Raw genomic sequence first — 12,212 nt, 5'->3', positions numbered from 1 at the left:
GAGTCTTTTTTGGAAAATGCCGCCTAGTGGAACGACACCGAACAGGTGCCGATCCCGCCCAGGCGGACGCGGAACTGGTCGCCGGCCTGGACCGGGCACATTGCCGCCAGCGCGCCGGAAAGGATCACTTCGCCGGCCTTGAGGCCGATGCCGAGCTTGCCCAGCGTGTTGGCGAGCCAGGCGACGGCATTGATCGGCGAACCGAGCGCGGCGGCGCCGGCGCCGGTGCCGACGATGCGGCCGTTCTTCTCCAGCACCATGCCGCAGGTGGTGAGGTCGAGCTTGCGCGGGTCAGCGGCGGTGCTGCCGAGCACGAACACCCCGCAGGAGGCGTTGTCGGCCACGGTGTCCTGGATGCGGATCTTCCAGTCGCGGATGCGCGAATCGACGATCTCGAAGCAAGGCATCACGAAGTCGGTCGCGCGCAGCACGTCGGCGTTGGTCACGCCGGGGCCCTCGAGGTCGCGCTTGAGCACGAAGGCGATCTCGCCCTCGGCCTTGGGCTGGATCAGCGTGTCCATGGGCACGGCATCGCCGTCGGCCACCATCATGCCGTCGAGCATGTAGCCGAAGTCCGGCTGATAGACGCCGAGCATGTCCATCACCGCCTGGCTGGTGACGCCGATCTTCTTGCCGATGACGCGCTCGCCCTGCTCCAGGCGGCGGGCGATCATGCGCTGCTGGATGAGGTAGGCGTCCTCGATGGAAAGCCCGGGGTGCCGGTTCGTCAGCGGCTCGACGGTGGTGCGCTCGCTGAAGGCGCGGTAGAGCTCATCGCCCAGCGTCTGGATGAGGTCGGGAGTCGTCGTCATGGTCGAAGGGTTCTCGAGGTGCCTTTCCAAGGTCAGGCCAGGCCTTCGGCCTGCAACGCGGCGCGCACGGCCTCGCGGCTGCCGACGCGCTCCATGAAGGCCTTGAGCGCGGGCCACTGCGCCAGATCGATGCCCGCATAACGGGTCCAGCTCAGCACCACGAAGAGATAGATGTCGGCGACACTCAACTCGTTGCCGAGCAGATAAGGGCTCTGCGCAAGCTGCGCGGCGACCACCTCGAAGCGGTTGCCGAGCATCTGCACCGCCGCCTGCTTGCCCTCGTCGGTGGTGTCGGGCCTGAACAGCGGACTGAAGTTCTTGTGCAGCTCGGTGGCGATGAAATTGAGCCACTGCTGCAAGCGGTAGCGCTCGAAGCTTCCATTGGGCGGCGCCAGATGCTTGGCCGGCGCCTGGTCGGCGACGTACTGCAGGATCGCCGGGCCTTCGCTCAGGGTGTGGCCATCATCGAGCTCCAGGAGTGGCACGTAGCCGGCCGGGTTGATCGAGCGGTAGTCGCGGCCGTCCTCGGTCTGCTTGGTCTTGAGATCGACGCGGACGAGTTCGAAAGGCAGGCCGCTTTCACGCAGCGCGATGTGCGGTGAGAGCGAGCAGGCACCGGGGCTGTAGTAGAGTTTCATGCGGGCTCTCCGTTGAGGATGATGCGGCCGGGCGCCGGCGCGCTCTGGCGAACCGGCTTGTGCCCCCACACGCTGATGGCGTCATGGCGCACCACCGTCCAGCCGGGTTCCACCGCGCGCGCCCCCCAGCCGAACTCGACATCGAAACCCGATGGCGTGACCGCGTAGAACGACACCATGTGGTCGTTGCTGTGCCGCCCGAAGGTCATGGTGATGCGATCTTCGGCGGCGATGCGGTCATAGGCGAGACCCACGTCGTCCAGCGTGTTGGCCTCGATCATGAAATGGTGGATGCGCCGCGGCAGCGGAAAGGACGCCAGCGCCAGGGTGTGATGGCGGCCGTTGCAGTGCAGGAAGTACGCCGGCACCACCACCTGGGGACCGGCCTTGATGTCGATCACGTCCGACAACTGGAAACCCAGCGCCTCGGTGTAGAAGGCCAACGCCTTCTGCGTATCGGGCACGCAGCGCACGAAATGTCCGAGGCCCTGTTCGCCGGTGCGGAAACCCGACACCCCGGCCGGCGACGTGAACGGATGCTCGAAGACCTCGCTGGGGCCGTAGTAGATCTCCAGCGGCAGGCCGAAGGGATCGGTGAACGTGATGAGCCCGAGCACGCCGCGCCGCTTGGCCAGCGCCGCGTCGCCCTCGGTCACCGCAACCCCGGCGCCACGCAGCCGTTCGGCCATCTGCGTGAGCTCGGCGGGATCGGCCACCTCGTAGCCCGCATAGGCCAGGTCGTCTTCCTCGCCCGCCTCGACGGCGATGCGCCAGGCCCGCGAATCCAGCCGGTAGCGCGCGCCTTCCGCATCGCCGGCGACTTCCTGCAGGCCAAGCTTGGCCGTCATGAAATCACGCCAGGCCGGGACGTCTTTCACCGCGAAACCCAGATAACCCAGACTTCTCACGCTCATCTTCGTCTCCGACCTTGCTCGTTGTGGGTTGGCGCGTCAGCCGCGTGCCGCCGCTGCGGCGGGTTTCAGCAGATCGCGCAGATTGACCGATGGATCACCAAGCGCCCTGGGCGACACCGGCGTGCGGGCATTGACCAGCCGACTGGCCACCGAGAACTCCCGCGACGCATCGATGGCGATGGCGCCCTCGACGTGGTCGCCGTCGACCCGGAAGACGATGAGCGGGCTGCCGGCCTCGGCATCGCCACGGGTAACGATTTCGCCGGGCCCTTCCGGATCGCCCACCATCTGGATGCGGTGCCCGGCGATCTCGGTCCACGAGGTCGGCACCTGCGGCGCCGGCACCGCCTGACCGAGCAGCGCGGCGGCCACCACCTCGGCCTGCGCCTGGCTGTTGAGATAGGTTTCCAGCGAGCGCTGGCCGCCGCCGCGCAACGGCCAGGCGGCCACGTCGCCGACTGCATACACGTCGGGCGCGGAGGTGGCGCCGGTGGCATCGACGCGGATGCCGCGCTCGCAGGCGATACCGGCCGCACGCGCCAGCTCGTCGGCCGGCTCGGCGCCGATGCTGATCAACACCGCATCCGCCTCGACGCGGCTGCCATCCTTACAGACCACCGCCTCGACACGGTCTTGGCCCTCGAAGCGCTCGACCTGGGCGCCGAGCCGTACCTGCACACCGAGCCGTTCCAGCTCGCCCCGGCACCAGCGGCCGATGCGCCGGCCAAGCACGCGGGTCATGAGTTCATCCGCAGCCTCGAGCAGGGTCACCTCGACACCGGCCTTGCGCGCCGTGGTGGCGACTTCGCAGCCGATCAGGCCACCGCCGACGACGACCAGCGCACTTCCCGGCCGCAGCGCGGCACGCAAGGCCACGCTGTCCACGTGGTGACGCAGGCGATGGATGCCGGGCAATGTCACCCCGGGCACGCGCATCTGCCTCGCGTGCGCGCCGGTGGCAAGCACCAGCCGGTCGTAGTTCAAAGGTTCGGAGGATTCGATGTGCACGCGATGCAGCTCAGGCTCGATCGCAGTGACGCGCTTGCCCAGCAGCAGTTCGATGCCGTTGTTCGCGTACCAGTCCGGCTCGAGGATCGCCGGCGCCTGCTCGTGTTCGCCGGCCAGCACCGTCTTGGACAGCGACGGGCGGTCGTAGGCGGCGATAGGCTCCTCGCCGATCAGGCAGATGCGTCCGGTATAGCCGGCCGCGCGCAGGGCACGGGCGGTCATGCTGCCGGCCAGTCCTGCGCCGATGATGACGATGGTGCCGGGTTTTGGCGCGTGGTTGGTCATCGCCTCAACCCAGTGCGCCGACATGCACGGCGACGTCAATGGACGACTCGATGTGCGCACGCAGCATGTCCGCACAGCGCGTCGCATCGCGCTTCAGGGCGCTGTCCAGCAGCGCGCGATGTTCGTCGTGGACGTTGCGCGCCGGCGGGTTGTGCGTCGAGGTGAAGCGCCGATAGCGCTCCATCTGCACATAGAGCACGCCGATGAAACGCAACATCCAGCTCGACGGACAGGCCGAAATGAGCGCCTCGTGGAAGGCGCGGTTGTCCTGCTCCCACTGCTCGAAATAGGTCACCGGATCGCGCATGGTGCGTTCTTCGATCAACGACAGCCGATGAAACGCGGCAACCAGCCGTGCTTCCCAGTCGACATCGCCATGCTGGACGCTGAGGCGTACCGCCTCGCCTTCCAGCAGCACGCGGGTCCTGGCGAGGTCACGCATGTCCTCCAGCGACATCGGCGCCACCTGGAAGCCGCGCTGCGCCTGTGCCTTGACCAGCCCGTCGGAGACCAGAAGGCTGAGCGCCTCGCGCAGGGTACCGCCGCTGACCTGATAACGCGCCTTGATTTCATCGATGGGCAGCTTGGATCCGGCCGGCAGTCGCCCATGCAGGATGTCGGCCCGCAGCCGCTGGAAAGCCTGTTCGATCAGGCTGCGCGGCTCCTGCCTGGAGGTGCCGCTGGGCGGCGTGGATATAGCGGCGTCGGCTTCGGGCACTGATTTTACCGTTGACATGAATCGCTTCCTGGCGTTGAAGGTCTGCCCATCTTGACGGGCCCAACGACGCCTGGCGAGCAGGCCTGGGGGCGGCGCTCGGTGCAGGTTCGATGGAGCCAATAATGTCGACATTTAGAAAAATGTCCGTGTTTGCAGTCGATGGTCAATTTTTCGCCCGGGCACAGGGCGAAGTCACGCGGCAGCGCGTCATGCCTTCTTCACGGCCTGACGCACTGCACCCCTTGCGGGCGGCAATCGACTGAACTTGCAGAAAAATATGCGCTAGGCGCGATGCTGACGAACACGCCGATGGGCTGGCGCCAAGTCCGGCTACTGAAAAAAATGCTTCAGCGCAGCATGCTCATCTGCCGCCAGCCACGGGATCGGCCTGAAGCCGACAGGGCTCCGGCATGGCGCCACGCCCTCACCCAGGGCTAGGCGACCACCGCGTGTGGCACGCCCGGAAGGACCCGTTTCAGCCCGCGTCGGGCCAGGGCGTCAGGATCTCGTAGCCGTCGGCGGTCACCGCCACGGTGTGCTCCCACTGGGCCGAGAGCGAATGGTCCTTGGTGACCACCGTCCAGCCATCGGGCAGCTGCTTGGTCTGCGGCTTGCCGGCATTGATCATCGGCTCGACGGTGAAGGTCATGCCTTCCTGAAGCACCACGCCGGTGCCGGGTTTGCCGTAATGGAGCACCTGCGGCTCATCGTGATAGACCCTGCCGATGCCGTGGCCGCAATACTCGCGCACCACGCTGAAACCGGCGGCCTCGGCATGTTGCTGGATGGCGTGGCCGACGTCGCCCAGGGTGGCGCCCGGGCGGACGGCCTGGATGCCGCGCATCATCGCCTCGTAGGTGGTCTCCACCAGGCGCCGCGCCAGCACCGACGGCGTGCCGACGTAGTACATACGGCTGGTGTCGCCATACCAGCCGTCCTTGATCACGGTGACGTCGATGTTGACGATGTCGCCGTCCTTGAGCACCTTGGCCGGACTCGGAATGCCATGGCAGATCACATGGTTGACCGAGGTGCACAGCGTCTTGGGAAAGCCGTGGTAGCCCACGTTGGCGGGAATGGCCTTCTGCACGTTGACGATGTGCTCGTAGGCCAGACGGTCGAGCTCTTCGGTGGTGACGCCCGGTTTCACGTGTTCCTTGAGCATGGCGAGCACTTCGGCGGCCAGCCGGCCGGCTACGCGCATACCTTCGAGATCCTGCGGAGTTTTGAGGGTGATCGCCATGTCTGCCCGATGGAGGTTTGCAAGCCGCCCGCGGCTTGTCCGGCAGGCCCGAAGACGGCTATCATTGATCAGTTTTGCGGCCGAGCGGCCATTCGCGCCGTTGCGCTGCCGCAAGACAAGCATGGGATTGTAACCGCGAGCGGCTACGATCCCAAACCAACGCCACACACGCATCGGCACCGCCTTCGGGGTGCCGCAACCGCCTTTTCCCGGGCATTGCGGTCGAAGCCGGGGATGCGTGGAGGTCCCAACCCCCGGGCCACCCCAAAAAAGGCCCACTGAAAAACGGAGTTACCCATGGCTCAAGTCACCATGCGCCAGATGCTCGAGGCTGGCGTGCATTTCGGCCACCAGACCCGCTACTGGAACCCGAAGATGGCCCCGTACATCTTCGGCGCGCGCGGCAAGATCCACATCATCAACCTGGAAAAGACCCTGCCGCTGTTCATCGACGCGATGAACTTCCTGTCGGCGATCGCGCAAAAGCGCGGCACGGTGCTTTTCGTGGGCACCAAGCGCTCGGCGCGCGAGGCCTTGGCCGAAGAAGCCAAGCGCTGCGGCATGCCTTACGTCACCTCGCGCTGGTTGGGCGGCATGCTGACCAACTTCCGCACCGTCAAGCAGTCGGTGGCCCGGCTCAAGGAGCTCGAGGCCATGGAAACCGACGGCAGCTTCGAAAAGCTGGTCAAGCACGAAGTGCTGGCGCTGCGCCGCGAGCGTGAGAAGCTGGAGAAATCGCTGGGCGGCATCAAGGACATGAACCGCCTGCCCGACGCATTGTTCGTGATCGACATCGGCCATGAGGACATCGCCGTGCAGGAGGCCAAGAAGCTCGGCATTCCGGTGGTGGCGGTGGTCGACACCAACTACGACCCGGCGCTGGTCGACTACCCGATTCCCGGCAACGACGACGCCATCCGCGCGATCCAGCTCTACGCCCGTGCCGCCGCCGACGCCATCCTCGAAGGCAAGGCCGCCGCACCGGCCGCCGCCCAGGGCGACGCCAACGAATTCGTCGAGCTCGACGAGGAAGGCAACCCCGTCGTGCGCGAGGAAGAGCGCGAACGCAAGAACGCCCCGCGCCGCGGTGCCCCGGGCAAGAAGGGCGCGCCACGCCGCGATGCCGGCCGCGGCAACCGCGCCTCGCGCAGCGAGCCGGCCGACGCCGAGTAAGCATCCCCGTCCGAAAGGTCGCGGACGCCTCGCGCCGCGACTTCCCCAGGCTTCAAGAGGTTCAAACCCATGAGCACGATTTCCGCCCAGCAGGTCAAGGAACTGCGCGAGCGTTCCGGCGCCGGCATGATGGAATGCAAGAAGGCACTGGTCGAAAACCATGGCGACATCGATGCCGCCATGGAATGGCTGCGCAAGTCCGGTCTGGCCAAGGCCGACAAGAAGGCCGGCCGCGTCGCCGCCGAGGGCCGCATCGTCGCCGCCCAGGCGCCCGGCAAGGCGGTGCTGGTCGAGGTCAACTGCGAGACCGACTTCGTCACCCGCAACCCGGACTTCATCAAGTTCAGCGACACCGTCGCCGAGGTCGCGCTGAAGTCCGGCGCCGCCGACATCGAGTCGCTCAAGGCCGCACCCTATCCCGGCAACGGCACCGTCGAGGAAGCGGCCAAGGCACTGGTCGCCACCATCGGTGAAAACATCCAGGTGCGGCGCATGGCGCGTGTGGAGAGCGACGGCGTGATCGGCAGCTACATCCACAATGGCCGCATCGGCGTGCTGGTGGCGCTCCAGGGCGGCAACGAGGAACTGGCCCGCGGCATCGCCATGCACGTGGCGGCGATGAACCCGCAGTACGTGGACCCGGCGGACGTGCCGGCCGAATTCCTGGCCAAGGAGAAGGAGATCGCACTGGCCGCGATGTCGGACAAGGAAAAGAGCAAGCCGGCCGACATCCTGGACAAGATCGTCGCCGGCAAGGTCAACAAGATCGTCAGCGAGATCACCCTGGTCGGCCAGCCCTACGTGCTCGACACCAGCATCAGCGTGGGCGAGGCCCTGCGCAAGGCCGGCGCGAAGGTGCAGGCGGTGGCCCGCCTTGCCGTCGGCGAGGGCATCGAGAGGACCGAGGAGGATTTCGCCGCCGAGGTCATGAAGCAGGCCGGGCTGGCCTAAGCCCTGCCCTGACCGAAAAGCCCTCGACGCGTTTCGCTTCGGGGCTGCGCGTCAAGGATGTCACGGAAGGCCGCGGACCACCCGCGGCCTTCGCCTTTTCCGGGCCGGGCAAGCCATGCGGCTTAACGCGATGGGCGACGCGACGCTACAATGTGACGGTTTGATCAAAGCCCAGCCGAAGGATTCCCATGAGCGCCCCGCCCGTCTATCGCCGCATCCTGCTCAAGCTTTCCGGCGAGGCGCTGATGGGCGAGGCCGACTACGGCATCGACCCCAAGGTGATTGGCCGGCTGGCCGAGGAGATCATCGAGGTCCGTCGCGACGGCGTGGAGATCGGCGTGGTGATCGGCGGCGGCAACATCTTCCGCGGGGAAGGCCTCGCCGCCGCCGGCATGGACCGTGTCACCGGTGACCACATGGGCATGCTCGCCACCGTGATCAACGCGCTGGCGATGGCCGACGCCATCGAGAAACGTGGCGGCTATGCCCGCGTGATGAGCGCGATCCCGATCCACGACGTCGCCGAGGATTTCATCCGCCGCCGCGCGATCCGCCACATCGAGAAGGGGCGCATCGCGCTGTTCGCCGCCGGCACCGGCAATCCGTTCTTCACCACCGATTCGGCGGCGGCGCTGCGCGCGATCGAGATCGGCGCGGACATCCTGTTCAAAGCGACCAAGGTTGACGGCGTCTACAGTGCCGACCCGGCCAAGCATGCCAACGCCGAGCGCTTCGAAACGCTCACCTATGACCAGGTCATCGAACGCAAGCTCGCGGTGATGGATACCGCCGCCATCGCGCTGTGCCGCGACCACCACATGCCGCTGCGGATCTACGACATGACCGTGCCGGGCAACCTCGGCCGGATCGTGCGCGGCGAGCCGATCGGCACGCTGGTGCGCGACCCGTAGCAGCCGGCCGGCGGTCTGCGCGCTGCTATACTTGTCCGCTTGCCAGACTCCGGGAGCCGCTCCATGATCAACGACATCAAGAACGACGCCCAGACGCGCATGGGCAAGAGCATCGACGCGCTCAAGCACGAGTTGACCCGCCTGCGCACCGGCCGCGCCAGCACCGCGCTGGTGGAAAACATCCGGGTGTCCTACTACGGCGCCGAGATGCCGCTCAACCAGGTGGCCTCGATCAGCCTCGGCGATGCCCGCTCGATCCTGATCGTGCCGTTCGAAAAGAGCATGGTCGGCCCGGTCGAGAAGGCCATCCTGGCCTCCGACATCGGCATCACGCCCACCACCGCCGGCACCACCATCCGCCTCAACCTGCCGCCGCTGACCGAGGAACGCCGCCGCGAGCTGGCCAAGCACGTGGCGCACGAGGGCGAGAACGCCAAGATCGCCATCCGCAACGTCCGCCGCGACGCCATCCAGAAGATCAAGGACCTGCTCAAGGACAAGCAGATCAGCGAAGACGAGGAGCGGCGCGCGGACGAGGAGATCCAGAAGCTCACCGACCGCTTCGTCAAGGAGGTCGATGCCGTGGTCAAGGCCAAGGAAGACGAGCTCCTGGCCATCTGAAGGCTGCGCGACGGCATGCTGCACTCGCGTCGATCCGTGGGCTGCCTGCGCGTGCCGGCCATGGCCGCGGCCGGCACGCCTCCATCGCTGGCGCGGTGACGTCGGATGAGTACGGACACGCCCCGCCACATCGCCATCGTCATGGATGGCAACGGCCGCTGGGCCAAGGCGCGGCATCGTCCGCGCAGTTTCGGCCACCGTGCCGGCCGCAAGGCGGTCCGGGCCACCGTGGAAGGCTGCCTGCGCGCCGGCGTGGAAGTGCTGACCCTGTTCGCCTTCTCCAGCGAGAACTGGCAACGCCCGGCCCGCGAGGTCGATGCCTTGATGGACCTTTTCATGCAGGCGCTGGAAAAAGAGGTCGACGAGCTCCACGCCCAGGGCGTGCGGATTCGCTTCATCGGCGATCTGGAAAGCTTCCGGGCGCCGCTGCACGAACGCATGCGCGCGGCGATGCGGCACACCGAGGACAACACCCGCCTGCATCTCAATGTCGCCGTGGGCTATGGCGGGCGCTGGGACATCGCGCAGGCGGCGCGCCGGGCGGCCGCCGAGGTCGCCGCCGGCCGCCTGCGCGCCGAGCAGATCGACGAGGCCACGCTCGGTGCCTTCATGTGTTTGGCCGACCTGCCGCCACCGGATCTGTTCATCCGTACCGGCGGCGAACAGCGGATCAGCAACTTCCTGCTCTGGCAGCTGGCCTACGCCGAGCTGTACTTCACCGCCACGCTATGGCCTGATTTCGATCAGGATGACCTGCGCCAGGCGATCGACGACTACGCCCGGCGCGAGCGACGTTTCGGACGTATCGACGCGCGGCCGGCGACGGCCTGACCCCCACGGATGCCGAGCATGCCACAGCGCCTTCTCACCGCCCTGCTCATCGCCCCGCTGGTGGTGCTGCTGATCCTGTTCGCGCCGACCTGGCTGTTTGCGCTGGCCATCGCCGGCATTTTCCTGAGCGGTCTGTGGGAGTGGAGCCGGTTGGCCGGCATGCGCAACCATCCCCGCCGGGCCCTGCTCCTGGCCGGCGCCGCCGCGCTGTTCGCCGTGTTATGGATCGAACGCGGCACCCCGCTCTGGCCGGTGCTGATCGCGGCGGGGGCGCTGTGGTGGCTCATTGCCTGCTGCTGGCTCTATCGCTTCGCCTTCGCGGCCGCGCCGACGCCGGAAAACCGCAACCTGAAGCTCGTGGCCGGCGCGTTGGCGATCGTGCCGGCCTGGATGGCGGCGGTGGCAGTGCACGGTTCCTCGCCGCATGGGCATGCATGGACCTTCCTCGCCCTGGCGGTGGTCTGGGCGGCCGACAGCGGTGCCTACTACAGCGGGCGGCGCTTCGGTCGGCGCAAGCTGGCGCCGGCGATCAGTCCCGGCAAGACCTGGGCCGGCGTCTACGGCGCCTTCGTCGCCGGTGCCGTCGTCATGCTGGCCGGCGGCTGGCTGCTCGGGGTACGCGACATCCGGCTCGCCGGCCTGCTGCTGGTCGCCGTCTGCACCGTGGCGGCGTCGATCGTCGGCGACCTCTTCGAAAGCCTGCTGAAGCGCCATGCCCAGGTGAAGGACTCGGGCACGCTGTTCCCCGGCCATGGCGGCATGCTCGACCGGCTGGACAGCATCTTCGCCGCGATGCCGGTGTTCGCCCTGGGCAAATGGCTGCTTTCCCTGTGAGCGGCATTCCGCAAGCCGGCAGCCTCATGCTGCGGATGACCGCCGTTTCGCGCGCGCCGCACCCCGTAGCGCCCGCCATGCACGCTGGAGCATGCCCTTGAGAAAGGTGGCCGTCCTCGGCGCGACCGGCTCGATCGGGGCCAGCACGCTCGACGTCATCGCCCGGCATCCAGCGCGCTTTCGTGCCAGCGTGCTGAGCGCGCACCGCAACGTGGAGGCGCTGGTCGCGCTGTGCGTCCGGCACCGCCCGGAGTTGGCCGTCATTGCCGATCCGACGCTGGCCGGCATCCTGGAACGCCGTCTGGCCGCCGCCGGCGTGCGTTGCGCGATCGGTGCCGGCGAGACGGCGCTCGTCGAGGCCGCCGCCGGTGCGCTGTGCGACACCGTGGTGGCGGCGATCGTCGGGGCGGCGGGCCTGCGCTCCACCCTGGCCGCGGCGCGGGCCGGCAAGCGCCTGCTGCTGGCCAACAAGGAATCGGTGGTGATGGCCGGCCCCCTGCTGCTCACCGCCCTGCGCGAAGGCGGCGGCGAGCTGATTCCGATCGATTCCGAGCACAATGCGATCTTCCAGTGCCTGCCGGCCACGCGCGCGCCGCTCGGGCGCAGCGGGGTGCGGCGGCTCATCCTCACCGCCTCGGGCGGCCCTTTCCGCGGTCTGACGCGCACCGAGCTGGCCGCGGTCACGCCCGCGCAGGCCTGCAAACACCCGAACTGGACCATGGGGCGCAAGATCTCGGTCGACTCGGCCACGCTGATGAACAAGGGCCTGGAAGTGATCGAGGCGCACCACCTGTTCGGCGCCGCGCCGGAGACGATCGAGGTACTGGTGCATCCGCAGAGCCTGGTGCATTCGCTGGTCGAATATGCCGACGGTTCGCTGCTCGCCCAGCTCGGCAATCCGGACATGCGCACCGCGATCGCCCACGCGCTGGCCTGGCCCGAACGGATCGAGGCCGGGGTGACGCCGCTGGACCTTGCCGCCGCGCCGCCGCTCGCCTTCGAGACGCCGGATCTGACCACCTTCCGCTGCCTGGCGCTGGCCTTCCAGGCGCTGCGTGCGGGCGGGGATGCGCCGGCCATCCTCAATGCAGCCAACGAGGTGGCGGTGGAAGCCTTCCTCGCCGGCACGCTGCCGTTCCTGGGCATCGCCGAGGTGGTCGAGGCGGTGCTTGCGGAACTGCCGGCGCAAGCCGTGGTCGATATCGACACGCTCGTCGAACGCGATCGCACGGCGCGCGAGGCCGCCCGCCGCCTGCTGCGCGGCGCTTGCTGA

13 protein-coding genes are annotated in these 12,212 nt (G+C 67.8%); 7 read left to right on the top strand and 6 right to left on the bottom strand.

All coding sequences use genetic code 11. The annotated features are described in order from the left end of the window. Positions 1 to 23: 23 nt before the first annotated feature. The 6 genes from dmpE to map all read right to left on the bottom strand — a co-directional run bounded on the left by dmpE (position 24) and on the right by map (position 5,618). Positions 24 to 812 carry a 2-oxopent-4-enoate hydratase gene (dmpE, locus tag ALSL_RS05350; protein ID WP_126537150.1) on the bottom strand — a complete coding sequence of 263 codons (789 nt, stop codon included), beginning with the start codon at positions 810 to 812 and terminating at the stop codon, positions 24 to 26. Positions 813 to 844: 32 nt separating this feature from the next. Next, a complete protein-coding gene (gene gstA, locus ALSL_RS05345) occupies positions 845 to 1,450 on the bottom strand; it encodes a glutathione transferase GstA (RefSeq protein WP_126537148.1) in 606 nt (201 codons plus the stop codon). Then, positions 1,447 to 2,364: a biphenyl-2,3-diol 1,2-dioxygenase gene (gene bphC, locus ALSL_RS05340; protein ID WP_126537146.1), complete on the bottom strand. Its 918-nt coding sequence runs from the start codon at positions 2,362 to 2,364 to the stop codon at positions 1,447 to 1,449. The genes gstA and bphC overlap by 4 nt, the downstream gene beginning before the upstream one ends. Before the next feature lie 36 nt (positions 2,365 to 2,400). Continuing rightward, entirely contained in the window at positions 2,401 to 3,681 is a 1,281-nt protein-coding gene (locus ALSL_RS05335) for an NAD(P)/FAD-dependent oxidoreductase (RefSeq protein ID WP_269433099.1), read from the bottom strand. Then, a complete protein-coding gene (locus ALSL_RS05330; protein ID WP_126537144.1) occupies positions 3,662 to 4,393 on the bottom strand; it encodes a GntR family transcriptional regulator in 732 nt (243 codons plus the stop codon). Before ALSL_RS05330 ends, ALSL_RS05335 begins: the two co-directional genes overlap by 20 nt. 457 nt (positions 4,394 to 4,850) lie before the next feature. Further along, a complete protein-coding gene (map, locus tag ALSL_RS05325) occupies positions 4,851 to 5,618 on the bottom strand; it encodes a type I methionyl aminopeptidase (RefSeq protein WP_126537142.1) in 768 nt (255 codons plus the stop codon). A 297-nt stretch (positions 5,619 to 5,915) separates the two neighbouring features. Here map and rpsB point away from each other — a divergent pair, with 297 nt between their 5' ends. From rpsB to ALSL_RS05290, 7 genes are all read left to right on the top strand, one after another. Next, complete coding sequence (rpsB, locus tag ALSL_RS05320) at positions 5,916 to 6,791, top strand: 30S ribosomal protein S2 (protein WP_126537140.1); 876 nt, start codon at positions 5,916 to 5,918, stop codon at positions 6,789 to 6,791. A 69-nt stretch (positions 6,792 to 6,860) separates the two neighbouring features. After that, complete coding sequence (gene tsf, locus ALSL_RS05315; RefSeq protein ID WP_126537138.1) at positions 6,861 to 7,742, top strand: translation elongation factor Ts; 882 nt, start codon at positions 6,861 to 6,863, stop codon at positions 7,740 to 7,742. A 188-nt stretch (positions 7,743 to 7,930) separates the two neighbouring features. After that, positions 7,931 to 8,653 carry a UMP kinase gene (pyrH, locus tag ALSL_RS05310; protein WP_126537137.1) on the top strand — a complete coding sequence of 241 codons (723 nt, stop codon included), beginning with the start codon at positions 7,931 to 7,933 and terminating at the stop codon, positions 8,651 to 8,653. 63 nt (positions 8,654 to 8,716) lie between these two features. Then, on the top strand, positions 8,717 to 9,274 hold the full coding sequence (gene frr, locus ALSL_RS05305; protein WP_126537135.1) for a ribosome recycling factor: 558 nt from the start codon (positions 8,717 to 8,719) through the stop codon (positions 9,272 to 9,274). 105 nt (positions 9,275 to 9,379) lie between these two features. Continuing rightward, positions 9,380 to 10,105, top strand: coding sequence for a polyprenyl diphosphate synthase (uppS, locus tag ALSL_RS05300; RefSeq protein WP_126537133.1), 726 nt, complete (start codon positions 9,380 to 9,382; stop codon positions 10,103 to 10,105). 18 nt (positions 10,106 to 10,123) lie between these two features. Beyond that, positions 10,124 to 10,939, top strand: a complete 816-nt coding sequence (locus tag ALSL_RS05295) for a phosphatidate cytidylyltransferase (protein ID WP_126537131.1) — start codon at positions 10,124 to 10,126, stop codon at positions 10,937 to 10,939. A gap of 97 nt (positions 10,940 to 11,036) precedes the next feature. Next, complete coding sequence (locus ALSL_RS05290; protein WP_126540051.1) at positions 11,037 to 12,212, top strand: 1-deoxy-D-xylulose-5-phosphate reductoisomerase; 1,176 nt, start codon at positions 11,037 to 11,039, stop codon at positions 12,210 to 12,212.

This window comes from Aerosticca soli (assembly GCF_003967035.1).
GTDB classification, from domain to species: domain Bacteria; phylum Pseudomonadota; class Gammaproteobacteria; order Xanthomonadales; family Rhodanobacteraceae; genus Aerosticca; species Aerosticca soli.
This window is presented reverse-complemented; position numbering and strand designations above follow the sequence as displayed.